General features: G+C 46.4%; 34 protein-coding genes. 19 read left to right on the top strand and 15 right to left on the bottom strand.

Features of this window, described 5'->3' with window-relative positions; genetic code table 11:
- Positions 1–17 precede the first annotated feature (17 nt).
- The 3 genes from ASG34_RS03555 (at position 18) to pqqA (ending at position 2,501) form a co-directional block, all read left to right on the top strand.
- Positions 18–1,103: a phospholipase A gene (locus ASG34_RS03555; protein ID WP_055826516.1), complete on the top strand. Its 1,086-nt coding sequence runs from the start codon at positions 18–20 to the stop codon at positions 1,101–1,103.
- Positions 1,104–1,160: 57 nt separating this feature from the next.
- A complete protein-coding gene (gene nhaA / locus ASG34_RS03550) occupies positions 1,161–2,315 on the top strand; it encodes a Na+/H+ antiporter NhaA (protein WP_055826513.1) in 1,155 nt (384 codons plus the stop codon).
- 114 nt (positions 2,316–2,429) lie between these two features.
- Positions 2,430–2,501, top strand: a complete 72-nt coding sequence (pqqA, locus tag ASG34_RS14210) for a pyrroloquinoline quinone precursor peptide PqqA (RefSeq protein ID WP_081624291.1) — start codon at positions 2,430–2,432, stop codon at positions 2,499–2,501.
- 66 nt (positions 2,502–2,567) lie between these two features.
- On the opposite strand, the gene ASG34_RS03545 is transcribed toward pqqA, so the two are convergent.
- Together ASG34_RS03545 and ASG34_RS03540 are read right to left on the bottom strand one after the other, a co-directional pair.
- A complete protein-coding gene (locus ASG34_RS03545; protein WP_055826508.1) occupies positions 2,568–3,062 on the bottom strand; it encodes a pyridoxamine 5'-phosphate oxidase family protein in 495 nt (164 codons plus the stop codon).
- Positions 3,063–3,128: 66 nt separating this feature from the next.
- Positions 3,129–3,326 (bottom strand): hypothetical protein, encoded by a 198-nt coding sequence (locus ASG34_RS03540; RefSeq protein WP_055826504.1) that lies wholly within the window; start codon positions 3,324–3,326, stop codon positions 3,129–3,131.
- 310 nt (positions 3,327–3,636) lie between these two features.
- Between ASG34_RS03540 and ASG34_RS03535 the strand changes: the two genes are divergently transcribed.
- Positions 3,637–3,879 carry a DUF2171 domain-containing protein gene (locus ASG34_RS03535; RefSeq protein ID WP_055826501.1) on the top strand — a complete coding sequence of 81 codons (243 nt, stop codon included), beginning with the start codon at positions 3,637–3,639 and terminating at the stop codon, positions 3,877–3,879.
- 65 nt (positions 3,880–3,944) lie between these two features.
- On the opposite strand, the gene ASG34_RS03530 is transcribed toward ASG34_RS03535, so the two are convergent.
- Positions 3,945–4,409, bottom strand: a complete 465-nt coding sequence (locus ASG34_RS03530; protein ID WP_055826497.1) for a PA2169 family four-helix-bundle protein — start codon at positions 4,407–4,409, stop codon at positions 3,945–3,947.
- A 400-nt stretch (positions 4,410–4,809) separates the two neighbouring features.
- Here ASG34_RS03530 and ASG34_RS03525 point away from each other — a divergent pair, with 400 nt between their 5' ends.
- Entirely contained in the window at positions 4,810–5,412 is a 603-nt protein-coding gene (locus tag ASG34_RS03525; protein WP_055826494.1) for a Yip1 family protein, read from the top strand.
- A gap of 93 nt (positions 5,413–5,505) precedes the next feature.
- Here ASG34_RS03525 and ASG34_RS03520 read toward each other — a convergent pair whose 3' ends face one another.
- The 5 genes from ASG34_RS03520 to ASG34_RS03500 all read right to left on the bottom strand — a co-directional run bounded on the left by ASG34_RS03520 (position 5,506) and on the right by ASG34_RS03500 (position 10,334).
- On the bottom strand, positions 5,506–6,123 hold the full coding sequence (locus tag ASG34_RS03520) for a LuxR C-terminal-related transcriptional regulator (protein ID WP_055826491.1): 618 nt from the start codon (positions 6,121–6,123) through the stop codon (positions 5,506–5,508).
- A 79-nt stretch (positions 6,124–6,202) separates the two neighbouring features.
- Positions 6,203–7,306, bottom strand: coding sequence for a DNA topoisomerase IB (locus tag ASG34_RS03515; protein ID WP_055826488.1), 1,104 nt, complete (start codon positions 7,304–7,306; stop codon positions 6,203–6,205).
- A gap of 72 nt (positions 7,307–7,378) precedes the next feature.
- On the bottom strand, positions 7,379–8,710 hold the full coding sequence (locus ASG34_RS03510) for a PQQ-dependent sugar dehydrogenase (protein WP_055826485.1): 1,332 nt from the start codon (positions 8,708–8,710) through the stop codon (positions 7,379–7,381).
- A gap of 38 nt (positions 8,711–8,748) precedes the next feature.
- Positions 8,749–10,095, bottom strand: a complete 1,347-nt coding sequence (locus ASG34_RS03505; RefSeq protein WP_082504782.1) for an SAM-dependent methyltransferase — start codon at positions 10,093–10,095, stop codon at positions 8,749–8,751.
- A gap of 35 nt (positions 10,096–10,130) precedes the next feature.
- Positions 10,131–10,334, bottom strand: coding sequence for a hypothetical protein (locus tag ASG34_RS03500; protein WP_055826482.1), 204 nt, complete (start codon positions 10,332–10,334; stop codon positions 10,131–10,133).
- 447 nt (positions 10,335–10,781) lie between these two features.
- Here ASG34_RS03500 and ASG34_RS03495 point away from each other — a divergent pair, with 447 nt between their 5' ends.
- The 7 genes from ASG34_RS03495 to ASG34_RS03470 all read left to right on the top strand — a co-directional run bounded on the left by ASG34_RS03495 (position 10,782) and on the right by ASG34_RS03470 (position 14,816).
- Entirely contained in the window at positions 10,782–11,105 is a 324-nt protein-coding gene (locus ASG34_RS03495; protein WP_055826479.1) for a hypothetical protein, read from the top strand.
- A gap of 139 nt (positions 11,106–11,244) precedes the next feature.
- Positions 11,245–12,108: an SDR family oxidoreductase gene (locus ASG34_RS03490; protein WP_055826476.1), complete on the top strand. Its 864-nt coding sequence runs from the start codon at positions 11,245–11,247 to the stop codon at positions 12,106–12,108.
- Between the two features lie 208 nt (positions 12,109–12,316).
- On the top strand, positions 12,317–12,751 hold the full coding sequence (locus tag ASG34_RS03485) for a hypothetical protein (protein WP_055826474.1): 435 nt from the start codon (positions 12,317–12,319) through the stop codon (positions 12,749–12,751).
- Positions 12,752–12,985: 234 nt separating this feature from the next.
- A complete protein-coding gene (locus ASG34_RS13945) occupies positions 12,986–13,153 on the top strand; it encodes a hypothetical protein (protein ID WP_156376450.1) in 168 nt (55 codons plus the stop codon).
- Positions 13,154–13,409: 256 nt separating this feature from the next.
- Positions 13,410–13,943, top strand: a complete 534-nt coding sequence (locus ASG34_RS03480; RefSeq protein ID WP_055826471.1) for a c-type cytochrome — start codon at positions 13,410–13,412, stop codon at positions 13,941–13,943.
- Positions 13,944–14,065: 122 nt separating this feature from the next.
- Positions 14,066–14,371 carry a hypothetical protein gene (locus ASG34_RS03475; protein WP_235559648.1) on the top strand — a complete coding sequence of 102 codons (306 nt, stop codon included), beginning with the start codon at positions 14,066–14,068 and terminating at the stop codon, positions 14,369–14,371.
- A gap of 106 nt (positions 14,372–14,477) precedes the next feature.
- The gene (locus ASG34_RS03470; protein WP_055826468.1) at positions 14,478–14,816 is read left to right on the top strand and encodes a four-helix bundle copper-binding protein; all 339 of its coding nucleotides are present in this window, start codon (positions 14,478–14,480) and stop codon (positions 14,814–14,816) included.
- Positions 14,817–14,887: 71 nt separating this feature from the next.
- Here ASG34_RS03470 and ASG34_RS03465 read toward each other — a convergent pair whose 3' ends face one another.
- The 4 genes from ASG34_RS03465 to ASG34_RS03450 form a co-directional block, all read right to left on the bottom strand.
- A complete protein-coding gene (locus tag ASG34_RS03465; RefSeq protein WP_055826464.1) occupies positions 14,888–16,372 on the bottom strand; it encodes a phage tail sheath family protein in 1,485 nt (494 codons plus the stop codon).
- Positions 16,373–16,375: 3 nt separating this feature from the next.
- On the bottom strand, positions 16,376–16,786 hold the full coding sequence (locus ASG34_RS03460; RefSeq protein WP_082504781.1) for a Pvc16 family protein: 411 nt from the start codon (positions 16,784–16,786) through the stop codon (positions 16,376–16,378).
- Positions 16,698–16,994: a hypothetical protein gene (locus tag ASG34_RS13940; RefSeq protein WP_055826459.1), complete on the bottom strand. Its 297-nt coding sequence runs from the start codon at positions 16,992–16,994 to the stop codon at positions 16,698–16,700. The genes ASG34_RS03460 and ASG34_RS13940 overlap by 89 nt, the downstream gene beginning before the upstream one ends.
- A gap of 270 nt (positions 16,995–17,264) precedes the next feature.
- The gene (locus ASG34_RS03450) at positions 17,265–17,573 is read right to left on the bottom strand and encodes a BON domain-containing protein (RefSeq protein WP_055826456.1); all 309 of its coding nucleotides are present in this window, start codon (positions 17,571–17,573) and stop codon (positions 17,265–17,267) included.
- 186 nt (positions 17,574–17,759) lie between these two features.
- Here ASG34_RS03450 and ASG34_RS03445 point away from each other — a divergent pair, with 186 nt between their 5' ends.
- The 3 genes from ASG34_RS03445 to ASG34_RS03435 are packed head-to-tail and all read left to right on the top strand — an operon-like array spanning position 17,760 to position 20,051.
- Complete coding sequence (locus tag ASG34_RS03445) at positions 17,760–18,332, top strand: hypothetical protein (RefSeq protein WP_055826453.1); 573 nt, start codon at positions 17,760–17,762, stop codon at positions 18,330–18,332.
- On the top strand, positions 18,329–19,264 hold the full coding sequence (locus ASG34_RS13935) for a Kiwa anti-phage protein KwaB-like domain-containing protein (RefSeq protein WP_055826451.1): 936 nt from the start codon (positions 18,329–18,331) through the stop codon (positions 19,262–19,264). Before ASG34_RS03445 ends, ASG34_RS13935 begins: the two co-directional genes overlap by 4 nt.
- Before the next feature lie 37 nt (positions 19,265–19,301).
- Positions 19,302–20,051 carry an alpha/beta fold hydrolase gene (locus ASG34_RS03435; RefSeq protein ID WP_055826448.1) on the top strand — a complete coding sequence of 250 codons (750 nt, stop codon included), beginning with the start codon at positions 19,302–19,304 and terminating at the stop codon, positions 20,049–20,051.
- A 72-nt stretch (positions 20,052–20,123) separates the two neighbouring features.
- Here ASG34_RS03435 and ASG34_RS03430 read toward each other — a convergent pair whose 3' ends face one another.
- Positions 20,124–20,657 carry a carboxymuconolactone decarboxylase family protein gene (locus ASG34_RS03430; RefSeq protein WP_055826446.1) on the bottom strand — a complete coding sequence of 178 codons (534 nt, stop codon included), beginning with the start codon at positions 20,655–20,657 and terminating at the stop codon, positions 20,124–20,126.
- Between the two features lie 103 nt (positions 20,658–20,760).
- On the opposite strand from ASG34_RS03430, the gene ASG34_RS03425 reads away from it, so the two are divergent.
- The 3 genes from ASG34_RS03425 to ASG34_RS03415 all read left to right on the top strand — a co-directional run bounded on the left by ASG34_RS03425 (position 20,761) and on the right by ASG34_RS03415 (position 22,543).
- Positions 20,761–21,570 (top strand): AraC family transcriptional regulator, encoded by an 810-nt coding sequence (locus tag ASG34_RS03425; RefSeq protein WP_055826444.1) that lies wholly within the window; start codon positions 20,761–20,763, stop codon positions 21,568–21,570.
- Between the two features lie 101 nt (positions 21,571–21,671).
- The gene (locus tag ASG34_RS03420; protein ID WP_235559646.1) at positions 21,672–22,199 is read left to right on the top strand and encodes an RNA polymerase sigma factor; all 528 of its coding nucleotides are present in this window, start codon (positions 21,672–21,674) and stop codon (positions 22,197–22,199) included.
- 32 nt (positions 22,200–22,231) lie between these two features.
- A complete protein-coding gene (locus tag ASG34_RS03415; RefSeq protein ID WP_055826437.1) occupies positions 22,232–22,543 on the top strand; it encodes a hypothetical protein in 312 nt (103 codons plus the stop codon).
- 60 nt (positions 22,544–22,603) lie between these two features.
- Here ASG34_RS03415 and ASG34_RS03410 read toward each other — a convergent pair whose 3' ends face one another.
- Positions 22,604–23,518, bottom strand: a complete 915-nt coding sequence (locus ASG34_RS03410; RefSeq protein ID WP_055826434.1) for a LysR family transcriptional regulator — start codon at positions 23,516–23,518, stop codon at positions 22,604–22,606.
- Positions 23,519–23,634: 116 nt separating this feature from the next.
- Here ASG34_RS03410 and ASG34_RS03405 point away from each other — a divergent pair, with 116 nt between their 5' ends.
- Positions 23,635–24,390, top strand: a complete 756-nt coding sequence (locus tag ASG34_RS03405) for an SDR family NAD(P)-dependent oxidoreductase (RefSeq protein WP_055826432.1) — start codon at positions 23,635–23,637, stop codon at positions 24,388–24,390.
- Between the two features lie 58 nt (positions 24,391–24,448).
- Here ASG34_RS03405 and ASG34_RS03400 read toward each other — a convergent pair whose 3' ends face one another.
- Positions 24,449–25,435 (bottom strand): MBL fold metallo-hydrolase, encoded by a 987-nt coding sequence (locus ASG34_RS03400; RefSeq protein WP_055826429.1) that lies wholly within the window; start codon positions 25,433–25,435, stop codon positions 24,449–24,451.
- Between the last annotated feature and the right edge of the window lie 42 nt (positions 25,436–25,477).

Raw genomic sequence — 25,477 nt, 5'->3', positions numbered from 1 at the left:
TGGATAAGGAAAATCGTATGTTAAAAAGTAATGGGCTGACTGGCCTGATGATGCTGGCATTAATGTTTTCCAGCGGAGCACATGCAGCGACCACCAATGATATGCAAAATGCTCTGCGTACCTGCAAAACCGAGTTTATCGATGATGCCAGTCGCCGGCTGGTGTGTTTTGACCAGGTTGCAGCACAATATGCAACCACGCAAGTCGCTGCCGTGGCCTTAACGCCCAAGCAGGAAAATCTTGTGAAAACGGTGGATGCCAAAACCGGCTTCCTGGCACGCAAATGGCATTTGAACCCTGATGACGAGTTGCATTTCACCGATCTGGAAACGTATCAACTGAACTACGTGGTCGGTTCGATTTCTTCTAACCCGAACGATGTACCTACCTCACCTTCCAGGCCTAACACCCAGAATAGAGATTTGAGTAACAGTGACCTGCATTTCCAGATCAGCCTGAAAACCCAACTAATGAATTTGTCTGACTGGTTGCCCGAGAATAACTGGGTACATAGCGCGAGGCTTTGGGGTGCTTACACCCAGCAATCTTTCTGGCAAGTGACCGAAAAAGACCAATCGCGCCCCATGCGTGACCACAACTATTCCCCTGAACTGATTTTGTCATTAGGCCTTAATAAACCTGGCGAAACCAAACAGTGGGCAGTCATGCCGGACATGTTGAACCTGGGCATAGTGCATGACTCCAATGGGCGTTCACAGCCACTGTCACGCAGCTGGAACAGGATTTACCTGCAAGGCGGCTGGCAACTGAACGAGCGTTACAGCCTGTTGTTCAAGCCATGGTGGCGTATTCCTGAAAGTAAATCAGAAGATGACAACCCTGACATCAGCAAGTACATGGGTTATGGCGACGTAAGCTTGCGCTGGGATAATGAAGCCAATGACACGGCTGCCAGTTTTACATTGCGCAACAATTTGCGCAGCGATAACAAAGGCTACGTGAAGGTTGATGTGCAATACAAACCACTCAAGAGCGAAAGTGTTAAATTTTACGCCATGCTGGCAAGTGGCTATGGTGTATCACTGCTGGATTACAACCAGGCACAAACGATGTTCGGAATTGGCTTTGCCATTGGGGAGTAATTCCAAGTTTCTGTAAAAGTGTATTGGCAAGTATGTATCAAGGTAACATGACGGCTTATGTGGCTATTTAATCAACTTCGCAGGCTTTTTGCGTCCGATCAGTCAAGTAGTTTACTGCTATTGCTGTTCACCATACTGGCGCTTGTCATTGCCAACAGCGGTTTAGCCGGGGAATACCATGCGTTTTGGCATGTCCACTGGTTGGATCTGAGTTTGGAAGAGTGGGTAAACGATGGGCTAATGGCCATTTTCTTTTTGCTGATTGGCCTGGAGTTGAAGCGCGAGCTATATGTCGGTGAGCTATCCAATCTCAATGATGCCTTATTGCCGACTGTTGCCGCCATCGGCGGTATGTTAACTCCGGCCCTGATCTTCTGGACATTCAATCATGGCACCGAGTACCAGTCAGGTATAGGTATCCCGATGGCAACGGATATCGCGTTTGCTATTGGAGTGCTATCGGTATTGAGATCGCGTGTACCCGTCGCTTTGAAGGTGTTCCTGGTGGCATTTGCGGTGATTGATGACCTTGGTGCGGCTATCGTGATCGCCGTGTTTTATACCTCCTCCATCTCGCTGGCTTATCTGCTCGCTGCTCTGGCAGTCATCGCATGCTTATTGTTGTTGAACAGGTGGCAGGTGCGCTTCATGGTGCCATACATACTGGGTGGCGTGATGGTGTGGTGGTTAACGCTGCAATCCGGTGTACATCCCACTGTCGCCGGCGTTGCGCTGGCGTTTACCATCCCCTTTTCAAGGGAAGACCAGGATTCACTTTCGCATAAACTTGAACATGCCCTTTATTTGCCTGTGGCTTTCCTGATTTTGCCGATTTTCGCATTTGCCAATACCGGGCTGGCGATTGATATGCGCAGTTTGCAAGACATGTTCTCTCACAGCAATAGCATAGGTATTATCGCTGGTTTACTGATTGGCAAACCGGTTGGTATTGCATTGGCAGCGTGGCTTGCGGTGAAAGCTGGCCTATGTAAGCTGCCTTCTTCGTTACGATGGGGGCATATAATCGGCGCTGGTATTCTTGGCGGCATAGGCTTTACCATGTCTATTTTTATCACCAACCTGGCCTATGTTGGTGAAGAAGAAATCATCCATATCTCTAAAATGGCGATTCTGGCGGGTTCATTGTTTTCCGGAGTTATCGGCTGGTGGTGGCTTAAGATCGTGCTGCCACCGAAAACGCTCACTACGTAAAATCATGACTGACTTTTAGGGATGCTACGCAAGCCTTGTGCACGGCATCTGCGTATAGTTATTCCTAACGAGATGCATCATGTGATGCGCTCTTAACCTTCTAGGAGAATGACTATGTGGACTAAACCAGCTGCTACTGAAATGCGTTTTGGCTTTGAAGTGACTATGTACGTCATGAACAAATAATTCAAGCGTTAACTTGCATAAACAAACCCGACGTAGTGTCGGGTTTGTTGTTTGTAAAGCCTGTTGTTATAGATGGTTTAAATGTCCATGGTCGCCCAGGCCGATGGGTCTTGCGGCAACAATGGAAGCTGCCATTGCAAACAACCTGACCACGGAACTATGCGGTGCGTCCCAATATTCAGCGGTATGCGGTACAAACTTAAGCAACGCCAAATTAGGCGAATCAGGACCATCAGGAAACCAGGGTTTCACAAATGGCGACCATAGCTCTTCTTTACGCGCCTGATCTGTCACCAGCTCGCCGTAACCTGACAGGGAAATATAAGTGCCGTCAGGCTCGCCGCTAAAGGCGAGGTTTAATTCATCCAGGTGCTGCGCTTTTTCTGAAGTGCTGTCAGTAAAAAACCAGATATTGCCATCACTATCCATTTCTATCGGACCCATAGGCTGGCTGATTAAAGCACCTTTGTCATCGATAAAGGTGAGCATTGAAATTCTGAAGTCTTCAATCAGCTCGCCCAGTTTGGTCAGTTCTTCTGTTGTTTGAGGGTGAATTTTCATTCTTTTTCCTTTTAAATAGATCAATGTAAATTAATTCAATAGTGGTTAAGCCAGGTATTTTGTTAGTTAAGTCGTAATCGATTTTTCAGCAGATTCACCGGTCGCAACCAAGGTAAAGTCCTCTATATTTAAATCGGGGTTTTCGCTTTCAAATCGCTCTTTGCCTATCCGGTAACTCTCTTCCATATCCTGCGCAATTACGCTGGATGTCCAGAATGGAACGTCTTGCTTGGGTTTGCTAGCGCTTACATAAAATAAAGCCATCGAATAATCTCCTGTATTTAAAGCTAGTCTCAAGAAATAGGTTCTATATATTTCTTTACGACTAACCTGTTATGAGTAATCATAAATTTTCACTCTTGAACTTGCCGTAGGACATTCAAGGATAAGGCTGTCAGATAACATTTATTTTTATGTCAGTCACAAGGAAGCATGGATAGTCACAACCAGTTGAATATTCCTACAAAACATTCAGTCATAGTGCCCTAGAGGCTAGAGGCGGCTTGCAGGCAAAATAGAAGTTCGAATTCAGTACGCATCTGGATTAACTAATGCCAACGAAGGGAAGTTAAATATGATTGAAGCTCATGAAATTAAAGAAGATATGCCGGTAGTGACTGCACAAGCTGAAGAGTTCGCGGTAGTTGATCACACCACTGGGCCCGATTCGATCAAGCTGAAGAAGGATGATTCAGGCACTCACCATTACATTCCGGTTAGCTGGGTCATTTCTACTGAAGGCGGTGTGGTAAAGATTAACCGCACGCTTGAGCAAGTTAAAAAGGACTGGACCACTAAATCAATGGAAAACGTTTAACGTTTTTCACATTGTAGAAGCAAAAAAGCCCTGCCATATGACAGGGCTTTTTTCTGCTTCACGCCTTAGTGTACTTCAGCTGCAGCACGTGCTGCGTCACGCAAATGTTTCACTTCGTCATGATTACGTTTAGCGCCTTCAAGTTGGCGAGTAACCACCATGCGCACGTTGATTGGCAAGTCTTTTTCAGCCGCTTTACGATAAGCCTTCAGTGCAACGTCTTCACCGCGTTCAGCTTCATTCAACACTGCGACTGTGTCATTGCTGGACAACGCTGTTTTCAAATCAATCCAGCGTCTATGCAACGCACCGCCCAAGGTGGTTGAATCGGCAGGGTCGCCACCTAATGAACGTACCAGACCTTGCAGTTCTTTCACGCTGGAAGCCACTTCTAAGGATCGGCGTAAAAAGAATGCTTTCAACTGTGGGTCGTCCACATTTTCTGCTGAACTGCGGAATCCTTCTTCACCATCTTTAGAAGTTTCAATCAAATCATTGAGTGTAGAAATTACTTCGTCGTTATCTGCCATGTCGTTCTCCAAAGTTAAAATTTAAGAGTAGAAATGTCAGTATGCCAACAGCATCTCGCCATCTGAATCAGAGAGAGTCGTAAATACCTGTAGGAATGCCTTTACAATAAAATATAGGCGCTCACGAAACTTTGCTATGCGATATTTCAGCGTGGTTATTCATTGAGTCTTGCCTTGGAAGCAAATAACGGAGCATGCGCGAAAGGCGGGTATCAATGATTTTAGTCAGGATTTTAGTCAGGCTAACATTGTGGGAATCTACTTCATGCGAAATGTGCTTTTTCCTACATTCAAATCAGACGCAGTCTTGTAGTGACTTTTCTGCAACGCTGGATAATGGCTACTAACGGGCTTTTGAATCTAAGCCATCACCAATTTTAATAGTAGTCAGGAGTACATTATGAATCTCATCCGCTTGTTTAGTTATGTCACGCCTAAAAGCAGGGAAAAAAGCTTTAAAGCTGAAAAACCCAGTGCCATGCAGTTAATTTTGTTCTATGTACTGCCGCTGTCGCTGATTCCATGCGCGATGATGTATTTCCGTTTGTACCATAATTACCCGAAACAGTTTATGGATACCTTACCCGGTAACCGTTTGATGGTCATCAGTGCCGAGCTGCTTTTGTTACAAATCAGTGTCATTCTAGCGATGGCCTGGATTACGCAGAACCTGGCAGAAATGGTGAATAGGAAGCCATCGTTTCGTGACTCGTTACTGATGATTGCGATCGCCACCACACCATTATGGCTAACTTCTATTTTTTATGTAGTGCCTAGCCTGAGCTTTAATGTGATTGTGCATGCGGTGGCCGTGCTGATTTCAATCGGCCTGGTTTATCGTGGGGTGAAATATATATTCACGATACAAGAGCGTGGTGCGATCGCAACACTGACACTAGCGATTGTTTGTACTGCCGGCTTGGGATTTGCCGTGGTGATGATCGGATCCCTGATTTCATGGGAAGCGATTGAACAATTGCAATTCGCGGTCAAAAAGTCCTAGATATTGATTATTAAAAAAACCTGCGCTCGGTTGAGTGCAGGTTTTTTTGTTTTAATCTGATATGTGAATTAAAGGTGGCGAGCAACTCAGCGCTTAATTAATCAGGTGATGATCAAGCGCATAGTGGATTAACGAAGCATTATTATGCATATTCATTTTCTTCAGTATCTTGGACCTGAATACACTGACCGAACCGGGTGCGATAGAAAGCTCTTCCGCCACTGAATTTACCGCCTGTCCTTTAATCAGTTTAAAAAACACCTGCAGTTCGCGAATAGACAAGCGCTCATGAAGTAAAGGGTGATCTCTTTCATCCAGCTTCTCATGCGTCGACGCATAATAGGTCTGGCCACGTGCCAAGGCTTTAATCGCCGGTACTACTTGTGCGCTGGTGGCGGTGTAAGACAGATAGCCTCTGCAGCCTAGGCGGGTGAAATTCGCCATCCGGTCTACCTGGTCACTGCCATTAATAATCAATATGGCTAAATTCGGGTAAGCCTGTTTCAGGTCACAAAAAGTTTCCAAACCGTTTTTATTGGGCGCGGAAACGTCCAGTACCACTACATCAAATTGCTGGGTGCGGATTTTTTCGATGGCTTCCCCGACATCACTCACTTCTTCAGCGAGATGCATGGTGCCATCGGCGTCTATCAAGGCTTTTAGTGCGTTATGACTTAATTCATGGCCATAGAGTAATAATATTTTTTTCATTTCTTCGTCTCCAGATCAAAGGGAAGAAGAGTCAGCAAAAAACATAACTTTTTACAAACTAAACTTGTGATCAATAAATTCATGATTGTGCGCTTACCCTTTGTTTTAATAAGCACAACATATATTGCTCGGCTGGATTCAGCTCGGTATCCTTATATTCGGCTTCTTGCACATCGTGTGTAAATCCACTGCCGGACAGGTAGTGTTCGAGAATAAAAGGATGCACATAGCTATTGCGGCATATCGCCGGCGTATTACCCAGTTTTGAAGCCGCAATACGAATGGCTGCCACTATATTTTTCTTGGCTTCGGTGACACTGGTAAATGGCTCCAGCTCGCTCAGAGCCAGCAGCGTATGCAAGCTGCCAAACCAGGTGCGGAAATCCTTGGCGGTAAAATCGCCTTCGGTGATTTGCTGCAAATACTCATTCACATCTGATGAGCCTATGGTGTGGCGTTCTCCTTCAGCATCAACATACTGAAAAAGTGCCTGGCCCGGCAACTCGCGCATATTGCGTATCATGCGCGCCAGCCTGCGGTCTTTCAAGCTGACGCTATGTTCGACACCGCTTTTGCCACGGAAATGGAATTTGACTTCGCTGCCCGCTATCTCGACATGGCGATTGCGCAAGGTAGTAAGACCAAATGATTTATTGGTTTTGGCATATTCGTCATTGCCTATTCGGATCAAGGTGTTTTCGAGCAGGTAAATCATCATTGCCAGCACTTTTTCTTTGCCCAGGCCGGATGACGCCAGGTCGTGTGCAATGTGCTTGCGGATAGCAGGTAACTGCCGTCCAAACTCTATCATGTGCTCGTATTTCTTCGCTTCCCTTAGTCGGCGCCATTCAGCGTGGTAGAGATATTGTTTGCGGCCCTTCACATCGCGGCCGGTGGCTTGGAGATGTCCGTTGGCGCGGGCGCAAATCCATACCGCTTCCCAGGCGGGGGGGATTCTTAACGCAATAATGCGGCTGATTTCGTTTTCTGCCTTGATCAACTGACCCTGCAGATCCAAATACCTGAATTTTCCGCGAAAGCGTTCCCTGCTAAACCCAGGCGTGTTGTCCTGGATGTAATGCAGCTTGTTTAACCTGGCTTCACGCGCAACGTCGATATCAATCGAAGTATGTGTATCTTCAGCCAGTGATCGGGTATTTTTTGACAGTTCAGAGTCCATCATCAGTTAAAAACATATCTTTCAATAATTAAACGCTGCGCTCCCGCTATCAGGAGCACAGCGTAAATGCTGGTCTTATTTTGTCGCGGTTTTATTATTGCCTTTAACATTCCAGATAACATTGCCGACATCATCAGCCACTAACAGGTGACCACGTTTATCAACAATGACACCGACCGGACGGCCTTGTGCCTCGCCATCTACATTGAGGAATTCAGTCAGCACATCAATCGGTTTACCTGCTGGTTTGCCACTTTCAAACGGCACAAAAATCACTTTATAGCCGCTATATGGAATCCGGTTCCAGGAACCATGCTGGCCAATAAACATGCCATTCTTGAATTGGTCAGGCAGGTTGTTGCCTTTTGCGGCAGTGAGGCCTAATGAAGCGGTATGCGAACCCAGCGCATAATCCGGTTTAATGGCTTTAGCGACCAATTCCGGCTGTTGTGGCTTGATGCGGGTGTCCACATGCTGGCCATAGTAGCTGTAAGGCCAGCCATAAAATCCTCCTTGCGAGACAGAGGTCATGTAGTCAGGCACCAGGTCGCTGCCGATTTCATCGCGTTCATTCACTACTACCCACAAGGCACCACTGTCTGGTTCCCAGGTCATGCCGTTTGGGTTGCGTAATCCGGAAGCGAAAATATTATGCTGACCGGAAGCCGCATCCACCTCCCAGATGGCAGCGCGCTCTTTTTCAGTCTCCATACCGTTTTCGCCAACATTGCTGTTGGAGCCCACGGTGACATAAATCTTGCTGCCATCTTTGTTTGGCAGAATATTTTTGGTCCAGTGGTGATTGCGTTCGGCAGGTAAATCGGTCACTTTCACTCCCGGCGCAGTGATCTCAGTCTGGCCTTCTTCATAAGGAAACTTCACCAGTGCATCCGCATTGGCGACATAAAATGTATTACCTACCAAAGCCATGCCAAAAGGCGAGTTAAGATTTTGCAAAAAAATGTGCTTTTGGTCAGCGACGCCATCGCCATCGATATCGCGCAGCAATGTAATGCGGTTAAAGCTCTCAGCACCGGCACCGCCTTCTTTCATAAACAAACCGGCGATCCAGCCTTTCAGGCTAAAGCCATCGCTTTTTTCATGATGGTTAGTTTCAGCCACCAGAATATCCCCATTCGGTAATTCATATAGCCAGCGCGGATGTTGTAAATCAGTGGCAAACGCAACTACGTTAGTGCCAGGTGCTGAAGTTGGTTTTTTTCCTTCCGGCCAGCCAACCGCCTTGGCGACATTAACGGTAGGGATTAAACCGGTCTGATAGGAAGATAAATCGGGTTCGGGACCAAAGCCCGCTGCTTCGGGCAGTTTTGCTGGTTGCGAGCAGCCACTCAGGGCGATCATTAACAGGGAAGCTTTTAGCAGGTGTTGTGGGGGTGTGGTTTGCATGTTGTAACTCCTCAGGCTATTTTATGATGGCAATTTAATTATGTTGTGCGGACGGCGAGAATCTGGTGAGTGCCGGTGACGCCTTGTTCAAACTGAATGGCGCAAGCTGTCATATACAGGCGCCAGATGCGATAAGTACGCTCACCGACGATCTGTGTAATTTCTTGGTGAAATTGTTCCATTTTTGCCAGCCAGCGGCGTAATGTCAGTGCCTGGTGCCGACGCAACCCCTCCACGTTAAATACTTCCAGCTTTGCCGCATGCATTTGTTCGCGAAAATGGGATAGGGAGGTTAAGGGACCATCAGCAAATATCTGGCGGTTAATGAATTCGGTGGAGAGCTCATGCTGGCGACCAGGGCTTTCAGTGGTGATGGCATGATGAAGGAGCAATCCGCCTGGTTTCAGCACCTGATGGATTTTAGCGAGATAAGCTCGCAGGTTTTGTTCGCCAACCTGTCCGCAAACATCAATATTCACGGCTTTGTCGTAGCACGCAAAATCGGACAAACTGTCATATCGACCTTGCTCCACAGTCACCAGTTTTTCCAGCCCTTGTTTTTTGATCTCGGCAGATACGTGCGCATATTGTTCAGGGTTTTGGACTAAAGTGTGTACAAATGCACCATAGTTTTTAGCCGCCCAATATGCCAGTCCGCCCCAGCTACCACTCACATCCAATAACCTGTCGCCATGTTGCAGATGCAGTTTCAGGCATATAAGATCGAGCTGGTTATGCTGCGCTTGAGCAAGGTCTTGTGAAGCATTGCTAAAAAAGGCACATGAATGCAGCATTCTTTCATCTAGCCACAAACGGTAAAAAGCACTGGGTAGGTCGTAATCAAGGGTAAATGCTGGGGATTCATTTTTTTGCAATTGATTGGTTGCAACAGTATGTTGGTCTGTTTCGGCAACATCAGTCTGATTATCAGCAAGTGTCAGCGCTTTAAATACCAGTCCCAATTTTTCATGCAGTGGCAATGACAGCGACTCAAAATAATAACGCAGCTGCATAGCTGCATTGAAATCACCTAAAATTTGTACTTCACCGGCAAAGTAGGCCTCTGCCAAACGAGCCGGATCACTGAAAAACACCATGTCGCGCAACACTGACGCTTGTTCCAGGCAAAATGTAAATGCAGGTGTGTCGTTGCCGATATAAAGCATGCTGCCATTCCATAAGCGAACCGCAAACGATCCACTATAGTCCTGGAATAAACGGTTCAGGATAAAACGTGCTTTCGATGTTTCATTGACTGCACCGGCAGTATCAGGCGAGGGTAATTCGTTGGATGCACTAGGTAAACTGGATGAGAAAGTTAAACTGGTTTCGTCAAATTGCCATGCTTGATCAAATGGAAGCAGGTGATGAGTGTTGCTTAACATGTTATCTGTCTCCAAATTGATCTGTAAAACAATGGCTAGGCATTATCTGAATCAGGGTTAGTCGAAAAATCAGCATCGTTTGAATCATACGAATTCGCCAACATCGGACGAGGGCAGGCGAGTAGTAAACGCGCTTTGGCGATCTCCATCCTGGCTTTCTCAACACTCATTGCAGAAACCAGCGAGTTTTCATACAGCGAGTTTTCGTACATGGATAGAGCTTGATTGGTATTACGCATAAAGACTCCTGCTAATACATGATTTAACTGAAAACTTCTAATGAACCCACAGCATTTTGCATGAGTCAGGCTGAGATCAATTTTCCAGCTTTCAGAAAATGATGATTACTGTCAAACGAAGGCTTGAGTGTAAAAATGAAGTATGTTTTTCAACATAGGTCGGCTACTGATTGTATTGTCAGACCTGTCTGACACAAGTCTTTACGCCTGTTAAGGTGCCTAATTCATGGCTAATATCTGGCTAAATTACCCCTCTCGAATTTGACGTTTTTTTCTTGTTGCAACGCTCAATTAGTACAAAAATTGAAACCGATTCCTACAGTGAAATCAGTTTTTGCCTATGACATGGTTATTAATGTGCCCCTAAAATAACGTGGAAATTCAATAAAACCGTTTATTTCTGGTTCAGTAGTATTTCCCTTAACAATAAATAAAGGAGCAGTAGTTATGCGTAAATTAATTGTGATGATACTTGTAATGATGCCAATGATAGGGACGGCCTGGGGTGCTGATAAACCAGTTAAAAAGCCCCTCACCAAACCTCCGGTAAATAATGCAGTGCCCCCCTGTGATAACTCCCCAAACTCAAAAAAACCTTCCTGTGATATGGATTCGGATAGCGTGAATGTGCCACCGAAAATGCCACACGAGCGCGGCGTGATTGTGCCACCAGAAGTACCTGCTGAAGGTTTGCCAAACCGCGAGAAAGATATTCCTCCCCCTCGAGAGCCTATGCAGCCTACCTCGTTTGAAAACAATCTGCAGAATTAGGTCACAGAAAGCCACTCTGGAAAAAGCCAGGTGATAACCTGGTTTTTCCACCTAGAACACATGTCACAGATATACGCACATGAAGCACAGTAGTTTTGCTAGTTAGCTATCCTGCCAACTAGCCGTTAGGAGAACTTGTATGGAAGCAGCAAAAGAAAAACTTAACCCGCCACAACATCAGGAAGATCAACCGGGTTCGGAAGAAGAGATGAAGCCAGCACCAGTTTATATTGATGCTGCATATAGTGCAGGTGGTAAATTAAAAGATAAAGTAGCCATCATTACCGGCGGTGATAGTGGTATTGGACGCGCAGTGGCGGTGCACTTTGCAGCTGAAGGCGCCAATGTGGCGATTGTCTATCTTGATGAGCACGAGGATGCGCATAAGACGAAAGCGCTGGTCGAATCTTACGGTAGCAAATGTTTGTTACTGCCGGGAGATATTTCAGATGAAGCATTTTGTCAGCAATCCGTGCTGAATACTTTAAAACAGTTTGGCAAGCTGGATATTGTGATTAACAACGCCGCCCAGCAATTTCCGCAAAAAAGTATCCTCGATATTACTCAGCGACAACTGGAACATACTTTCCGCAACAATATTTTCTCTATGTTTTACCTGGTCAAGGCGGCATTGCCGCATTTGCCGAAAAAGAGCCACATTATTAATACCACTTCCGTTACCGCTTATCGTGGCAGCCCTGAACTGCTGGATTACTCATCGACCAAAGGCGCGGTGGTTTCATTTACCCGTTCATTAGCAAAGCAGTTGGTCGAAGAAGAGATTTATGTAAACGCTGTCGCTCCAGGGCCGGTGTGGACACCTTTGATCCCTTCCACTTTTGATGAGAAGAAAGTGAGTGAGTTTGGTAATCAGGTGCCAATGAAGCGCCCAGGGCAGCCAAGTGAAATTGCGCCTGCGTATGTTTTTTTAGCCTGCCAGGACTCTTCGTATATGACTGGCCAGGTTTTACATGCAAACGGTGGTGAAGTTGTGAATGGCTAACCATTTTCCACATGTCGCCGGGTAGATTAATTAGCGGACATGTTTATTAAATGTTAACCGTTTAGCATTAGTTTGTCTGACAACAGAATACGTCATTGGATGATAACCGCGGCAGTTGGGGTCACCTAAGATAACTTAGGGTTAAATTTAAAATTAGGGATTCAGCCTACTAACCCTTTGGCTGCATCTACACATTAGGAGAAGCGATATGTCAAATCCACAAGATAATCAAGTAGGCCAAGATCAGAAAAATCAAGGTCAGCAGAATCAAAGCCAACAAGGTCAAGGCCAGCAAGGGCAAAATCAAGCAGGCCAAGGTCAACACAACCAAGGTCAACACAACCAGGACCAGAAGAATCAGGTTCAACCAGGTCAGGATCAACAAAGACAAGGTCAGCAGAACCAGGGTCAATCCAGCCAAGATCAGAAAAACCAGGGTCAGCATAATCAGCAAGGCCAGAATTCAAGCCAACAAGGACAGAATCAGCCTAAGCAAGATCAACAGCAACAAGGCATTGGGGCAGGTACTGAGCATCTTGACCCAGCCCAAAAGCAACAGTCCAATATTGGTAAAGATGAGGCGCCTGGTAGCCAGCCTTTGTCAGGTGGCAATAAGCAAGGTGAAGGCGATAGTGGTAATTAATGCCTGCTACGCTTGATCATAAAAAACCTGGAGTCATCCAGGTTTTTTTGTTTCTGACAATTGGTTATATATGGGGGAAAAGGTTGGATATTCTGACAGCAGATTAGGCGCTTTCACGATAAAGTCATTGCTAAAACACTTTTATCATGAACTCACGTTACTATATTTCTCAAGAAACATTTAGGTCATTCAAGTAACGGTTTGACTAAATAATATTCCGAAGGAGATTTAACAATGGCAAATGTACAAAATAACAAAAATCAGCAGCAGGATAAATCAAGTTCTAAAATATCTGGCTCTACCAGCAAAGATCAGCAGCAACATGCGCAAGGTGGAAAACAGCAATCGCCTGGTAGCCAGCAAGATAAGTCCCGTCAGCAAAGTAACAAGCAGCACGGCTAGAGTAAGCAAATTCTAACTAGCTGCATATAGAAAAGCCTGGAGAAATCCGGGCTTTTTTAATGCCTGAGGCTGATGAAATCCTTCCAGATTTGATAGCGAAAAAAATCTTCTGTCCGAATCGTCCTACAAAAGATTGCGCCATTCTTACATGGGCGGCACTTTCTGTTTTATTCATAATCGGTCTGCAAGCAATGCTTATATAAGCAGTGACTACAATAATTTTTCAAGAGAACATTTAATACTAAGGAGAATAAGCATGAATACTAAGCTCGGACTTGGCATGTTGGTGTTGATCACAGGCCTTACGGCCTGTAACAAAAATGAATCCGGTTCTGGTGAGGCTGCTTCTGCAGGTGCCAGTGGACCGGCCATCAAATTCGTGAAAACTCAGGATGGCTCCCCATTGGAAATCAAACCTGAGTTATTTGATACGCCAGCAGCGAAAGAATTTTTAGCCACTGGTAAAAACCCTTATGTGGGTAAGGATGATGCGATTAAAGCCGGTAAGAAAATTTTCCAGCTGTATTCATGTACACAGTGTCATGGCCCTGAAGCCGGTGGCCAGGTAGGCCCGGCATTGACTGGCCCAAATTATAATTATGCCAAAGATGCCACTAACAAAGGCATGTTTGAAACGGTATGGAATGGTACTAATGGCGGTATGGGTGCAAAAGGTAAAGGCCTGATGGACCCTTCCGACCCTAATAATGGTATCTCACCGGATGAGTTATTGAAGGTAATTGCCTGGATTCGTAGCCATGGCAGCCTGACCGGTAACGAGGATAGTTAGCGCTCGTCATTATCCTACATCACATTCGTAGCCCTGCTTACATACAAGTAAAACGTGGGTAAGTAACATGGTTATCACGCTTCTAAAATAAGAAGCAATCCAATAATTTTTGAGGAGATACCATGAATAAATTACTCACAGTTTTACTTGCAGGCCTGTTTATGTGTACGACGACTGCTGCCTTTGCAGCCGACACTAATGCTGGAGCGGGTCGTGATGTACCGCCTGCGCATCAGCAGAAAAAAGAAGTGCCTAACACCACCAAAAATGGTGATTACCTGCAAGAACAGCAAGACAACAACAATGGTAACAGTGCCAACCAAGGCTCTGGTAATAAACAATCCAAGCCTGGCAGCAATATGGAAAAAAGCAAACGCTTCCATGAGCAACCTGCTGATGGTGGTACTAACGTTCAACAGGGTAAATAACCCTCTGTAAATTTACGTTTTCACTCCTTTTCAATAGGGGTGAGAACGTAAGTCACTATTATCAAATGTGGTTCCTGACAGCTGATTTATTATTTGGGAGATTAAGATGAACGAACAGAATTTAAAATTGTGCATGGATCTCTGTAAAAAGGCTGCAGATGCATGTGACAGCTGTGCCATCGCTTGCGAAAGCGAAGCCAACCCGATGATGCGAACCTGCATTGAACATGACATGGATTGTGCCGACTTTTGCCGTCTGACAGCTTCATTTATTGCCCGTGGTAGTGAGTTTGTTGATTTGGTCTGCGAGGACTGTGCTGAGATTTGTACTGCCTGTGCGGAAGAATGTGAAAAACATGCATCTGAGCATTGCCGTCTCTGTGCGGAAGCTTGCAGACGTTGTGCCGAAGAATGCCTCAAGGTAGGTGTTGCCGAGTATGCATAAGCACTATCAAGAATAAAAATGGAGAGGCAATGTAGCCTCTCCATTTTTTTATGTCTCAACGTTGATAAGAATTAATTCTGAGCCATTTTCTGGCTAAATTTCAGAATGATAAATTCAGCTGGCCTCACGCTGGCCAACCCGATCTCCAGTAGCATGCGCCCCTCTAAGATATCCAAGGCTGTCATGGTCTTGTTCAAGCCAATAGCTACGTAAAAAGCATGTTCAGGTTTAGCACCTTGTAATGCGCCTACACGCCACTGCAGTGTTAGGAAACTTTCAATCATGGCTTTAATTTTGACCCAGGTATTAGCATCGTTGGGTTCAAATATAAATGCCTGAATCGCTTGTTTAACGGATGCTTCGATAAAGTTGAAGTATCTGCGCACACTGATGTAACGCCACTCATTGTCATTGCCTGCCAAGGTCCGCGCGCCCCACACCAGGGTCCCTTTGCCGCTAAAACGACGAATAGCATTGATGGATTTACCCGTAGCATGCACGTTCAGCGTTTCTTGCAGGTCATCTGTGATTGCAAATACAGGCTCTACGACCTCATTGATAGACACATTAGCCGGGGCTTTCCAGACGCCACGATTAGCATCTACGCGTGCATAAATGCCCGCCATTACGCCGCCTGGCGGGATGGTATTCAGGGCTGCCGTCGATTGAGTCACCCAAGTTTTGAATAATTCAAACTGGGAGTAGAGTTCGTTGTATAGCTGCTGTAAAGATTTATGCCCAATTTGAGTGTTAACTGCTGTAGCTTCTATCTCAACACTGTTTCCTGAGGTTTCTGCCAGGCGGATCTGTGCGATCAATTCAAGAATACTGGCATCGCTTGTCAGGCTCTCCGGCCGGATGTCGGTGCCATCTGTTGTGCGCTTGAGGGCCAAATGTGCAAACCGGATTTCTCTGGGAAGAGTACTGATCAGCCATGGCCCATAAGCCGCTCCGTATTTAAGATTCTCATTACCGATCTCGTTTCTGAATGTATCCACGACTTCGCTAAAATCAGTATCGGTTGAGTGGTAACCCAAGTCGCAAATAACGATACGGTTGTGCACCTCTGCACATTGCGCCAGTGCAGCCATATATAGCGGCGCGCCATATTTTTCAGTGGCAACGGCTTCCGGCATCACGATGATGGTTGGCTCAGATAGCTTTTCAATACTGCTTAATCCATGAGCAAGGGCTGCTGCGGAAATAGCACTGCTGTAGCCGCCAACTGACACTATCATGCATGGGCCGCCACCATTAAAAAAATACAAACGCAAGCTGTCATACAGGTAAAAAACATGATCAACCCTGGTATCAGCGACCTGGTTTTGCTCATCTAGCCATAGCGTCACAGACTGTGCAGGCGCACCACCAAAGCAGGATTCATATTCAACTAAGGACGAGATTCTGGTCGGCACCTGCAACAACGATGCACCATCGCGCTCAGCTTTTTCTGTATAGCCGATAAACACCGGAAATGCGGTTTCAACCTCGGTGACTGTCGGGGGTAGCTTGACGATTTCTTCTACATACACGCCTGGAGTTTTGTATTGGGCCATGATTTAATTTTTATCGCGGTTAGGGGTGGGCAGCCGTCTTTCCAGCATAGGTAATACCTTGGTGTCCGGCGCATCTGTCGCTACGGTCAGTAAACGTAATTTATATAGTGCAGAAGGTACTGGCACTGCCTTCAATGTCGACCACACATCATGCGTTTCTTCCAGTGTCGGGGAATATAAATCAATCGCAAGCTTGAATTCGCGCAATCTGTCCAGCGCATGCGTCGGCGCGTTATGCGTCATCGATTCGTGCTTCACATTCATTTCGCTAAACAATGGCTGTGCGTGGAAAAACTGCATGGCGCGTCCAAGCATTAACAATGCTTCAGTATAGGATGCATAAGTCGCGGACAGCAACACAAGCAGGTTTAGCTGCAGCGGTGGCGATTGATAAACGGTATGGGAGGGGCTCATGGCTCATGCCCGGCGGCGAATTTTTTAACCCGGCATCTTCCTGAATATTCACCAGCGTCAGGTTCAAACCTTCACGCGTCGCGGACTGAGCATTTGCAGAAGAAAGATCATGCAATTCGGCTGGTGTGGCATTACTACTGATACCGTACGCCTCTACGAGTTGATGATTTAACTCATTCACAATGATGGTTAATGCATGCGCGATCATGGCTTCTCCCCAGACTGTTCAAGCCATTATAGGACGGTTAGCACGGGCGCGCGACCCTTAACGTTGCGCTAATGTGACGCTGTATGTTGCGAATCAATGAATGATAAAAGCAAAGCCGGGTGGCAACTGAAGATGGTGAGGATGTATTTAGCTCAAGAATAAGAGCCCTGAAAATTAAATACCCATAGGAATTTTGAAATTCCTATGGGCAAGTCCTGCGCTTAGATGTGGCGAGTTGTAAGTCTTGTCTATCTAAGTATCGATTGCTGCTTAGTTAGCAACAACGATTTCGTTTTTAACGGCAGTTACGCCTTTGATGCTCTTAGCAATTTTTTCTGCTTTTTGAGCTTCAGCTTTAGATTTTGCATTGCCTGACAGTTGTACCAGGCCATTGCTATCAGTTTCGACGCTGATGTCAGTTGCGCTAACAACTTTGTCTTTAGCGAAAGCAGCTTTAACTTTAGTAGTGATCACTGAATCTTCTACTTTGGTACCCAATGAGTCACCGTCAGCAGCAAAACCAGTCATAGGCAAAGCCAAAGCACTTACCAGCAATAATGATTTGATTGTATTTTTCATAATGTTTCCTTCTTGAGTGGATTTAGGAGGTTCCATTATTCAAAAATCGCCTCATGCCGTGAATACACTAAATTCTGATAGTAACGTAGGAATGGGCTGACTTGCTTTAACCACCGTTGCATGCCATTTGATTGCAATGCAAACTGCCTGTATTCTTGGGTGGATCAACTTATCTAAGCTTGCAATATGCAACTGCATTTTTTATCGGCGCTAGCCATTTTTATCAGCGGCTACGCACCGTTGGGCCTGATTCTCATCATCAAGGACTTGAATGAAGACACGCTCTATTTCGAGCACCCGATGCGTGCGCTCACCATTCTTGTGATCTTCGCGCTCAGCGCTTTATTTGCCTTGAGCGCAGCGCGCAATATCAGGCAGGGCGTGCCGGTGAAGATTTCCAAGGTATCCAATAAATCCGGCGATATGTTTACTTATACCATCCCCTACATGATGTCTTTTTACAAGTTTGACCTGGGTGACTGGAAATTGCTGTTATGCCTGTTTATCTTTTTGAGCCTCATGTTTGTGCTGTCATATCGTACGCAAAATGTATTCGTTAACCCGGTGCTGGCGCTGGCCGGTTACGGGCTGTATGACTGCCAGTTCAAGGATGGCACACAAGAGAGGCAGGGTCTGTTGCTGTCAAAGCAGCATTTCCAGATTGGTGATTATTGCGCGATCAAACGGCTTTCCAATTTAATGTACTTTGTCACTCATGTAGAAGTCACGAAGGAAGCAGGCGAAGGAGTATCTCAGTGACGACTAATGTGAAAAACACCTTGCAGGCCCTGCGCGCCAGTGATTTCAAGCATTGGGTGACCACTTTCTGGCTGGTGAAAAGAAAGCTCAGCCAGCAGCAGGCAAAATATTCGGTGTTAAAAGTAGATACTGATGCCAAACTTGAGCAAAAGCTTAAAAATGCAGTCACCGAAAAAATCCTCGATCAGGACTACCAGCTGGATGATTACGACTTCCTAACCGCCGACCAGGACAAAAGCCTGTTAACCATTGCTTCGTCTGAGACTGATGTCACCCTGATTCAGGCCGAGATCGAAAAAGGCACCGCCAACGCCAAAGTCGAGCAATATGAGCAATTGCTGGATTCATGGGCGATGGTGATCAAGCTCGAGCACCAGGACAAAGCCATCTATGCCTACCGCAAAATCAATAAATTCAATCATGCAGCCCGCCTGTCGCATGTGTCTTTTATCCAGTTCAAAGACCAGGAACTGAAAGACCTGGATGAAAAGGAGATCTTCACCATCGATACCCAGGTGGATTTTTTCACTTATGACGGCACGACTTTCATCGCCAATAAAAAAGAGTTTGAAAAGACGTTGAATTTCCGCGCCGGCATGGAGAAAAACCGAGATGTGGTGCTAAAGGAATTTGTAGACCTGAACATATTCAACGATGCCAGCTTGCTCAAAGAACATATAGGCGCCAACCTGAATTACCTGCGCAAGGTGTCTTCGATCCAGAAAAGTGGCTACTACAAAGACGCCACATTCATGGAAGAACTGGTCAAGGTCAACCAGCTGAAAAACTGGGGTCTGCAAGTCGAGAATGGCGCGATTGTCATTAATGAAGCTTCGATAGACCTGGTACTGACATTGCTGAATAACGGCCGACTGGAATCGCCGATCAACCACGAAATGTTTGATGCCGCCGTCAAGAAAAAAGTCACTTAATATCATTACTGCCGGCGAATGCCGGCATACCTAAAGTATGCAACTACATTATCAAAAGCTAGGCGAGGGGCTGCCGTTAGTCCTTATACACGGCCTGTTCGGCTCAGCCGATAACTGGGGCAATATCGCCAAACATTTTGCTCAACATTTCCAGGTGATCAGTATTGATCTGCGCAATCATGGCCGGTCGCCGCATAGTGAGTCGCAAAGCTATGCTGACATGGCAGATGACCTGCTGGAGCTATGCGATGCCTTAGATTTAGAGCAGATTCATTTACTGGGGCATTCTTTAGGCGGCAAGGTCGCCATGCAATTTGCCACGCAATACCCTGAGCGTGTCAGCAAGTTGATTGTGGTCGATATGGCGATGCGTGCTTATGCCGATGAACACACGCATTTAATCAATGCCATGATGACCGTAGACTTAAGCCATGCGGAATCACGTAATGATGTTGATCGCGCATTAAAGGCACCGATCAGCAACCTGATGGTGCGCCAGTTTTTACTGACTAACCTGGTAAAAGTAGAAGGGCAGTTACAGTGGCGGATCAACCTGCCAGCAATCAAAGTTAACTACCCAAAATTTCAGGCTGCACTTTCAGCGCACTTTGCAAAGCCTTGCCTGTTTATTCGCGGCGAGCGCAGTCAATATGTGCAAGAAAGTGATATTGCTGAGATTAAGCAGCATTTCCCTAAAGCCGAATTTATCAGTCTGCCAACGGATCATTGGGTACATGCCGAACAGCCACAGCTGTTTATACAAACGGTTGAAAATTTCCTTGTTTAGCCAGTTAATTAACCTCAGCAATTATCACCAACAGAATTCATCAGGCCACAGCGTTGTGGCCTGATCTCGTGCTTACACTGCCACCACCGGAAAATCAATCTCCGTCTGCGCAATATGGTTGGTGTAGTTGGTCAATGTGTTTAAAGCAACATTGGCAATCACTTCCAGAATTAAACCGTCATCGACACCTGCCAAATGCGCTTCACTCAAGTCCTGTTCTGACAATACCCCACGCTGTTGCACAATTTTCACCGCCAGTTTCAACAATCCATCAGTCACTTCATCGTTTGCCCCGGCGTGGCGTGCGGCCTGGATAGCCTCTGAGTTAAGGCCAGCCCCCCTGGCAATCAGGCTATGCGCAGACAGGCAATACTGGCAACTATTGGCCTGCCCAATGGCAAGTGCAAGTGACTCCCTTTGTTTGGCGGTCAAGCGGCCTTTGGTGACTCCTTCACTTAAGCTGAGGTAAGCATTTAACGCAACCGGTGCCTGCGCAAAAGTGGCAATCAAATTAGGGACTTTGCCCAGCTTGGCTTTGACTGTGTCTAGCGTTGCATTGATCTCCGCACTGGCGGTTTCGCGGTTGATAGTTTGAATTCGTGCCATGATAAATCTCCTTGTTTGGTTTATTAAGACGCTTTGTGCGTTGGAGATATCATGCAATACTAATGATTATCAAAGGTCTCATTATGTTGATCAGTAGTATCGTTTGGACCCATTATTACCCCTTTTGAATCAGATTTCACTGTCTGCCAAAGTATTTTTTACCGGTGATCTATGTGAAATTGCAAACTTTGATGGATCAGGGCAGGTGGGACATATCCACTTACTACGGTCCGGCAAGCTAGACCTCATGTGGAAAGGCCAGCCTATTTCACAGATAGAACAGCCCAGCGTAGTGTTTTTCCCGCGCCCCAGCATACATATGCTCACGCCTGTGGCGGGCTCAGCCTGTGAGCTGGTGTGTGCCTCGATTGATTTAGGTGCCAGTGTGCGTAGCCCGTTGGCGACTGCATTGCCAGAATTTGTGATCGTGCCTCTGAATGAAGTGCAGCTCATTGCGCCCACCCTGCAATTATTGTTTAGCGAGGCATTTGAGCAAGCATTGGGAAGGCAGGCTGCCTTAGACCGATTGGCAGAGTATTTCCTGATTCAGGTATTACGGCATGTGATTCAGCACGGTCAGTTGCAGCAAAGCATTTTTGCAGCATTGGCCGATACTCGCCTGGCGCAGGCCGTGAAAGCCATGCACGAAAACCCATCACATCCGTGGACACTGGAAACCCTGGCCGATGTATCCGGCATGTCACGCGCCAGGTTCGCGGCTAACTTTAAAGCCACGGTAGGCACGACGCCGTTAGACTATCTCACCGATTGGCGGCTCTCCATTGCGCAAAACCTGATCCGACAAGGCAAGCCACTCAAAAGTATCGCCAGCCAAGTGGGTTATCAAAGTTCAGCGGCGTTCAGCCGGGTGTTTGCAAAACGGCTAGGCGTTACACCGACGGAGTGGCATTAGCTGCGCCACTCAATTTTTAAGCATATTTCAGCCTCCATACAATATTTCCAAAGCTGAAACGTCTACACAGCATGGATATACATTTAGAAAACAACTTGCGCATGGCCCAACAAGATTCTGTGATCACAGAAACATTCAATAAAGAAAAAGCCAGACTACGCAATTTCATCAGAAAAAGTGTCCCGAATGCCGGTGACGCAGATGATATTTTGCAGGATGTGTTCTACGAGTTTGTGTCGGCTTATCGCTTGCCCGAGCCGCTGGAGCAGGTCGGTGCGTGGTTATATCGTGTGGCAAAAAATCGCATTATTGACCGTTTTAGAAAGCAAAAGCAGGAGGTCACACTTGACCAGGATGAGGATGAAGACTCCCTATGGCTGGAATCGATACTTTCGATTGAAAACGAAACTCCGGCCTCAATTTACGAAAGAAAAATGCTGGTTGAACACGTGATTGCGACGCTTAATCAGCTACCAATTGAGCAACGACAAGTGTTTATCGCACATGAGATTGATGGCAAAAGCTTCAAACAAATTGCCGCAGAAACCGGTGTTTCTATCAACACCTTGTTAGCAAGAAAAAGGTACGCAGTGACTTTCCTCAGAGAGCAACTGCATGCCAGTGACTAATCGTATTAATGACTTAATGATTGGAGAGATGAATGAAAAGTTGTAAAAGTAAATGTACTGGCTTTGCAGCGTTAGCCGTAGCCTGCATTGCAGCGTTATCGTATGTGGTCATGCTGTTGTGGAACCACGTGGTTATTTCATTAGCCGATGGTATTCATGCGATTGATTATTGGCATGCAGTCGGGCTGTTGATTCTGAGCAGGATTCTTTTTGGTGGATTCAGAGGTCGTCATGGGCATCACCACAGGCATTGCTGCGATGGCGCCATGACCGCAGATGAGGCAGAAAAAGTCCGTTGTGGCCTGTTCAGTCGGTTTAAATTCAAACAGGATGCGGAGTCATAATGGCAGCATAAAACAAGGAAGGCCACATATGAAGAACGGCTTCTGGCAACAGAAGCCGTTTTATATTTTTAAATTTGGGGTAGTGGCAGTCTGTTTCACCTGAGCCGCCAGATGATCAATAAATGCCCGCACCACTGGTGGCAAACCGCGTCGGGTCGTGAACACAATATGCAGAATACCCATGGTGGTTTTCCATTCAGGGAAAACCTTTACCAGTTTGCCTTCATTCAAAGCCTCGCTGCACGTATGGTCAGGCAGCAATGCAATGCCAATCCCAGTCATAGCCGCCTCTCTCACCGTTGAAAAATCCACACAACTCAATATGGGTTCATGCCAGATAGATTTTTCTCCTAACGAAGCATGATGGAATTGCCATTCGATGGCATGGTTCTGGTCCGAAGTCGCAATGGTCGGCAGGCTGGATAAATTGTCCAGGCTAGATTGATCTATTTTTTTTGCCAGCGTCGGTGAGGCCACAAGGATGCGTTCAGAATGGCCAAGCGTCCTCATTACCAGCGAGCCATCGGTATCCAAAACCGTACGCACCCTGATGGCGACATCGATTCTATCCTCGATCAGGTTCACCGCATTATCTCCGGCCACCAGCTGCAACTTGGCTTGGGGAAAGGCCAACAGAAATGAAGAAAAAATAGAGGAGAGGGTTTCGTACAAACCCAGCGGGCAACTGCACCGCACCAATCCTTTCGGTTCGCTAAGTGACTCCGAGACAATAGAATCCGCCTGTTCTACATCCAGCATAATCACTTTGCACCGCTCATAAAACGATTGCCCGATTTCAGTTACCCGAAACCGTCTGGTGGACCGTTCAATCAAGCGTACGCCCAGCCTTTCTTCCAGCAAACCGATTCTTCGACTAATGGTGGATTTAGGGATACGTACGCGTCGGCTGGCCGCTGCAAAACTGCCGCCACTCACCACCTCCGCAAACAAGATGTAATCATTAATGTCACGCATATTGGCTCATTATTGGAACAATTAAACTCAAAAAAGCAGTCTAGTGCATTTATTGGCCCACTGGCAATATTTCATCCATGCAGTGACGTTCATTTAATTACTTAAGGAGAAATATCATGTCAACAACATTTGAAAACAAAGTCGTCGTGGTTACGGGTGGCACTAGCGGTATCGGCCTGGCCACAGCCAAACATTTTTCAAACCAGGGCGCTTATGTCTATATCACTGGTCGCAGACAGGCTGAACTAGAGGCCGCCATCAAAACCATAGGCGGTAAGGTGAAAGGCATCCAGGCCGATATGTCCAAGCTGGCGGACATTGACCGTCTCTATGATGCAGTACAGCAAAATCACTCACAAATTGACGTTATTTACGCCAATGCAGGTGGCGGTAACATGTTGCCATTAGGCGCCATTACTGAAGATCACTATGAAGATATTTTTGGCCGGAACGTAAAAGGCGTGATCTTTACCGTGCAAAAAGCCTTGCCGTTGCTTAAAGATGGCGCGTCTATTGTATTAACCGGCTCAACCACCAGCATCAAAGGTACCGCCGCATTCAGTATTTACAGCGCCTCAAAAGCCGCAATCCGCAACCTGGCCCGAAGCTGGATTTTAGACCTCAAAGACCGCGGTATTCGTGTCAATGTGGTCAGCCCTGGCCCGATCAAAACCCCAGGCCTGGTTGAACTGGCCGGTAACGACCCAGCGCAGCAACAAGGCTTGCTGGATTACTTAGGCGCTCAAGTGCCTATGGGCAGGGTGGGCGACCCTGATGAAGTCGCGAAAGCTGTGGCATTCCTCTCATCACCAGATGCCAGCTTTATTAACGGGATTGAGTTTTTTATAGATGGGGGCCAGGCACAGATTTAACCTAGCCTAAAATAAAGGCCCTCATTGAGAGGGCTTTTTCACGTCTAAATCTGCTTAATCACAGTCCATCCCTGTCATGAAATTCTGCACGGATAAATGCAAACCCTTCTTTTTGCGTATGAATGTAGCCAATCCCAGGATACGGCAAGTGTGGGGCGGCAATCATGGCCTTGCTTTTAGCAAGTTGATCGAATTGAGTCTGTCGTTGTTTCGCTGCACTAGGTTGGTCAACATCGTAAGTAATGGTGATGTCAGGTTGAGGAAACTGCACCGCTTCAACATGCACGGAGTCACCAATGAATGTAATCGACTGGCCCTGGCTTTCTAACCTGTAATAGTAATGCCCAGGGGTATGGCCGGGTGTCGGGTAAGCATTAAAATCAGCAAGAATTTTTTGTACGCCACTCAGCGGTTTTACACGGCCCAACGCCACATAAGGCTGCATCGCAGTTTGTGCCTGCTGGAAATAGGCTTTGTCATAGCCATTCACCCCGTTTTGGTTTTTAGCATCCAGAAAAAAAGCTACATCGGCTTTACCTACATAGATATTCGCATGGGGGAAAACCGCTTTGCCCTCATGCACCAGGCCGCCTGTATGATCGGTATGGATATGAGTGATCAATATGTCAGAAATATCCTCAGGCTTCACGCCCAACTTGTTTAAGCGCTCACTAAACTTGCCGCCAAACCCCTTGCCAAAAAAATCGCCCGCACCCGTATCCACCAGTATTAACTTCTTGCCTGTGTTAATTAAAAACACATTGATGGATGCCTCTACCGGGATATGCAAATGCACCTGCTCCAACAAGCCATCCACCGTTTGCTGGGGCGCGCCTTTTAGCAATGCATGTAAGTCTTGAGGTACCGTGCCATCCGAAATCACCGTGATTTCATACGTACCTAATTTAAACGTGTAATAACCAGTTTCAGCATGGTATTTAGCAACAGGGCTTGCTGGTAATTCAGCTCCGGCAACAGAAGTGTTGGCGTAAGTCAGGCACTGTAACAATAAGCCGATGGCTAAAACCGTCTTTTTGAATCTCATTCTTTTTCTGCCTTGCACATTTCTCATCAATATTCTCCTTTT

It is taken from the genome of Methylophilus sp. Leaf416 (genome assembly GCF_001424665.1).
Lineage (GTDB): Bacteria > Pseudomonadota > Gammaproteobacteria > Burkholderiales > Methylophilaceae > Methylophilus.
Note: the sequence above shows the minus strand (reverse complement) of the source record. Positions and strands in the feature narration are given on the sequence as shown.

What these genes read in the sequence shown, in the direction of transcription:
- ASG34_RS03450 (WP_055826456.1), bottom strand. Translation starts at nt 17,573, where the DNA reads ATGAAAAATACAATCAAATCATTATTGCTGGTAAGTGCTTTGGCTTTG.
- ASG34_RS03555 (WP_055826516.1), top strand. Translation starts at nt 18, where the DNA reads ATGTTAAAAAGTAATGGGCTGACTGGCCTGATGATGCTGGCATTAATG.
- ASG34_RS03525 (WP_055826494.1), top strand. Translation starts at nt 4,810, where the DNA reads ATGAATCTCATCCGCTTGTTTAGTTATGTCACGCCTAAAAGCAGGGAA.
- ASG34_RS03430 (WP_055826446.1), bottom strand. Translation starts at nt 20,657, where the DNA reads ATGGCACGAATTCAAACTATCAACCGCGAAACCGCCAGTGCGGAGATC.
- ASG34_RS03465 (WP_055826464.1), bottom strand. Translation starts at nt 16,372, where the DNA reads ATGGCCCAATACAAAACTCCAGGCGTGTATGTAGAAGAAATCGTCAAG.
- ASG34_RS03540 (WP_055826504.1), bottom strand. Translation starts at nt 3,326, where the DNA reads ATGGCTTTATTTTATGTAAGCGCTAGCAAACCCAAGCAAGACGTTCCA.
- ASG34_RS03535 (WP_055826501.1), top strand. Translation starts at nt 3,637, where the DNA reads ATGATTGAAGCTCATGAAATTAAAGAAGATATGCCGGTAGTGACTGCA.
- ASG34_RS03410 (WP_055826434.1), bottom strand. Translation starts at nt 23,518, where the DNA reads ATGCGTGACATTAATGATTACATCTTGTTTGCGGAGGTGGTGAGTGGC.
- ASG34_RS03470 (WP_055826468.1), top strand. Translation starts at nt 14,478, where the DNA reads ATGAACGAACAGAATTTAAAATTGTGCATGGATCTCTGTAAAAAGGCT.
- ASG34_RS13940 (WP_055826459.1), bottom strand. Translation starts at nt 16,994, where the DNA reads ATGATCGCGCATGCATTAACCATCATTGTGAATGAGTTAAATCATCAA.
- ASG34_RS03420 (WP_235559646.1), top strand. Translation starts at nt 21,672, where the DNA reads ATGGCCCAACAAGATTCTGTGATCACAGAAACATTCAATAAAGAAAAA.
- ASG34_RS03475 (WP_235559648.1), top strand. Translation starts at nt 14,066, where the DNA reads ATGAATAAATTACTCACAGTTTTACTTGCAGGCCTGTTTATGTGTACG.
- ASG34_RS03480 (WP_055826471.1), top strand. Translation starts at nt 13,410, where the DNA reads ATGAATACTAAGCTCGGACTTGGCATGTTGGTGTTGATCACAGGCCTT.
- ASG34_RS13945 (WP_156376450.1), top strand. Translation starts at nt 12,986, where the DNA reads ATGGCAAATGTACAAAATAACAAAAATCAGCAGCAGGATAAATCAAGT.
- ASG34_RS03545 (WP_055826508.1), bottom strand. Translation starts at nt 3,062, where the DNA reads ATGAAAATTCACCCTCAAACAACAGAAGAACTGACCAAACTGGGCGAG.
- ASG34_RS03500 (WP_055826482.1), bottom strand. Translation starts at nt 10,334, where the DNA reads ATGCGTAATACCAATCAAGCTCTATCCATGTACGAAAACTCGCTGTAT.
- ASG34_RS03510 (WP_055826485.1), bottom strand. Translation starts at nt 8,710, where the DNA reads ATGCAAACCACACCCCCACAACACCTGCTAAAAGCTTCCCTGTTAATG.
- ASG34_RS03530 (WP_055826497.1), bottom strand. Translation starts at nt 4,409, where the DNA reads ATGGCAGATAACGACGAAGTAATTTCTACACTCAATGATTTGATTGAA.
- nhaA (WP_055826513.1), top strand. Translation starts at nt 1,161, where the DNA reads ATGTGGCTATTTAATCAACTTCGCAGGCTTTTTGCGTCCGATCAGTCA.
- ASG34_RS03460 (WP_082504781.1), bottom strand. Translation starts at nt 16,786, where the DNA reads ATGAGCCCCTCCCATACCGTTTATCAATCGCCACCGCTGCAGCTAAAC.
- ASG34_RS03505 (WP_082504782.1), bottom strand. Translation starts at nt 10,095, where the DNA reads ATGTTAAGCAACACTCATCACCTGCTTCCATTTGATCAAGCATGGCAA.
- ASG34_RS03405 (WP_055826432.1), top strand. Translation starts at nt 23,635, where the DNA reads ATGTCAACAACATTTGAAAACAAAGTCGTCGTGGTTACGGGTGGCACT.
- ASG34_RS03415 (WP_055826437.1), top strand. Translation starts at nt 22,232, where the DNA reads ATGAAAAGTTGTAAAAGTAAATGTACTGGCTTTGCAGCGTTAGCCGTA.
- ASG34_RS03515 (WP_055826488.1), bottom strand. Translation starts at nt 7,306, where the DNA reads ATGATGGACTCTGAACTGTCAAAAAATACCCGATCACTGGCTGAAGAT.
- ASG34_RS03495 (WP_055826479.1), top strand. Translation starts at nt 10,782, where the DNA reads ATGCGTAAATTAATTGTGATGATACTTGTAATGATGCCAATGATAGGG.
- ASG34_RS03490 (WP_055826476.1), top strand. Translation starts at nt 11,245, where the DNA reads ATGGAAGCAGCAAAAGAAAAACTTAACCCGCCACAACATCAGGAAGAT.
- ASG34_RS03485 (WP_055826474.1), top strand. Translation starts at nt 12,317, where the DNA reads ATGTCAAATCCACAAGATAATCAAGTAGGCCAAGATCAGAAAAATCAA.
- ASG34_RS03445 (WP_055826453.1), top strand. Translation starts at nt 17,760, where the DNA reads ATGCAACTGCATTTTTTATCGGCGCTAGCCATTTTTATCAGCGGCTAC.
- ASG34_RS03400 (WP_055826429.1), bottom strand. Translation starts at nt 25,435, where the DNA reads ATGAGATTCAAAAAGACGGTTTTAGCCATCGGCTTATTGTTACAGTGC.
- ASG34_RS03435 (WP_055826448.1), top strand. Translation starts at nt 19,302, where the DNA reads ATGCAACTACATTATCAAAAGCTAGGCGAGGGGCTGCCGTTAGTCCTT.
- ASG34_RS03520 (WP_055826491.1), bottom strand. Translation starts at nt 6,123, where the DNA reads ATGAAAAAAATATTATTACTCTATGGCCATGAATTAAGTCATAACGCA.